Here is a 468-nt window from a genome sequence, read left to right as displayed (position 1 = left end):
ATTGGGAGAAGGGGGAACCCGCGCACGAAGGCGCGAAGCGGCTTCGCTCCTGCGCGGGGGATGAGGGTCGGGCGGTCCCGCAGGGAACCTGCGAACCCTCACCCTGCGCGCGAAGGACGGATGCTTTCGCATCCGTGCGCGCAGCCCTCTCCCACCGGGAGAGGGATTCGTGATCCTGCATCCTACTCATTCCACGCCCGTCCGTTTCGGCTCATCAGGTCGAAGGCGCCGGAGGGGCCCCAGGTTCCCGCCTCATAGGGTTCGGGCTTCATCTCGGCGGCGCGCCAGGCGGCGGAGACGCCGTCCACCCACTCCCACGCTTTCTCCGCCTCGTCCCGGCGCACGAACAGGGTCGAGTCGCCGTTCAGCGCGTCCAGCAGGAGGCGCTCATAGGCGATGCGGCGGCGCGGCGGGCGGGCGCTCTTGCCCTCCATGCCCCAGGACAGGGACATGCGGATCGGCTGCAGC

At 70.1% G+C, this 468-nt stretch carries 1 pseudogene; it reads right to left on the bottom strand.

Features of this window, described 5'->3' with window-relative positions:
* Window positions 1-182: 182 nt before the first annotated feature.
* Window positions 183-468 (bottom strand): annotated as a pseudogene (locus C0461_RS14420) (glucose-6-phosphate dehydrogenase); the annotation flags it as partial.

This window comes from Brevundimonas sp. (assembly GCF_013823285.1).
Lineage (GTDB): Bacteria > Pseudomonadota > Alphaproteobacteria > Caulobacterales > Caulobacteraceae > Brevundimonas.
This window is presented reverse-complemented; position numbering and strand designations above follow the sequence as displayed.